1 protein-coding gene and 1 pseudogene are annotated in these 1,475 nt (G+C 65.0%); both read left to right on the top strand.

What is annotated here, in order from left to right:
* Positions 1 to 802, top strand: a pseudogene (locus Y703_RS17715) (hypothetical protein); the annotation flags it as partial.
* Positions 803 to 841: 39 nt separating this feature from the next.
* Positions 842 to 1,438: a recombination mediator RecR gene (gene recR / locus Y703_RS0103595; RefSeq protein WP_026551620.1), complete on the top strand. Its 597-nt coding sequence runs from the start codon at positions 842 to 844 to the stop codon at positions 1,436 to 1,438.
* The last annotated feature ends 37 nt before the right edge of the window (positions 1,439 to 1,475 follow it).

Consider the following 1,475-nt stretch of genomic DNA (forward strand, 5'->3'; position numbering starts at 1 on the left):
CCCGCCGACGCCCTCACCCGCGTTGCCTGCGCACGCGCAGGCTGCTGCCCAACCGCAGCCTGCACCAGCGCCTGCAGAACCGGGGTCGACGGCGTCGGCACCCACAGCGCCTGAGCGCTCAGCATCACCCGCCGCGACAGCACCCACTGAGCCTCGTGCTGCGGAGCAGCCAGCCGGAGCGTCCCCCACTCGATGGAACACCGGTCCGGGGGCATCTGGTGCACAAGGAAGCCGGCCGAGGCCGGCTGCCATCGCCGCGCCCGCCGCCGCACGAAATGGTGCCTCCAGCAGTGCGCCCCGGAGCAGTGTTGCCGAGCGCAATACCGCGCAGAGGAGCGCTGCGGCCGCGACGCCGGACGATTCGTGGGCCTCCGTCGAGCCGCCGTCCGACGAATTCGATCCGGGACCAGAGAGCAACGCCTGGGAAACCGCCGAACCCACCAGTCCCGAGCGGACCTCGTCAGCGCGCCCGGCGTCACAGATCACTGCACCAGAAACCATTCAGGCGTCGGAGGGGCCTGCTGTCGCCGAAGGGCGCTCAGTCACTCCCTCGCCGGCAGCCGCCGTCCCGGCGGCCAGGCCCCTCAGCCGGTATCAGCGTCTCCTCGACGAAGCGGAGCGGAAGCGTCTGGAAGAAGAAGCCGCCAATCCCCGCAAAGGCGCCGTAGACTTGCCTTACGTTGAGGACGAGCCGAGCGCCGACGATGAAACTATCGAGGAGTCTGGGCTGGTTGGACGCTCAGCAATCGAACGCATCCTCAACGGCAAGCTGATTGAGGAACGCGGCGTCGATAGCCCCTAGCGTTCCGTCGCAGTAAATTAGCAACCAGAAGAAGGTCCAGTGTACGAAGGCGCAGTCCAGGAGCTCATTGACGAACTGGGCCGGCTTCCAGGAGTTGGACCCAAGTCGGCTCAACGGCTGGCCTTCTACATCCTTGAAGGCGACGGCGACGACATCAAGCGTCTCGTCAACGCGATCGTCACGGTGAAGGAACGGGTCAAGTTCTGCACTGTCTGCGGCAACGTCGCCGAGCAGGACACATGCGGAATATGCCGTGATCCACGCCGCGATCCAACGGCTATCTGTGTAGTGGAAGAGTCAAAGGACGTCATCGCTGTGGAGCGCACCAGGTCCTTCAGAGGGCGTTATCACGTGCTTGGTGGCGCGATTAACCCGATCGCCGGTATTGGTCCCGATCAGCTTCGGATCCGGGAGCTCCTGAGCCGTCTCTCTGATGATCAGATTGAGGAGATCATCATTGCCACGGACCCCAACCTGGAGGGTGAGGCGACCGCCACCTATTTGGCACGCATGCTCAAGACCATTGGAATCAAAGTGACCCGTCTGGCCTCGGGCCTGCCGGTGGGCGGCGACCTCGAATACGCCGACGAAGTGACGCTCGGTCGGGCTTTCGAAGGCCGCCGGACCGTCTCCTGACCGGAGGTCCACCCATCACCGGGTCCGGTCAGGCGAT

It is taken from the genome of Arthrobacter sp. H20 (assembly GCF_000520515.1).
Lineage (GTDB): Bacteria > Actinomycetota > Actinomycetes > Actinomycetales > Micrococcaceae > Arthrobacter_D.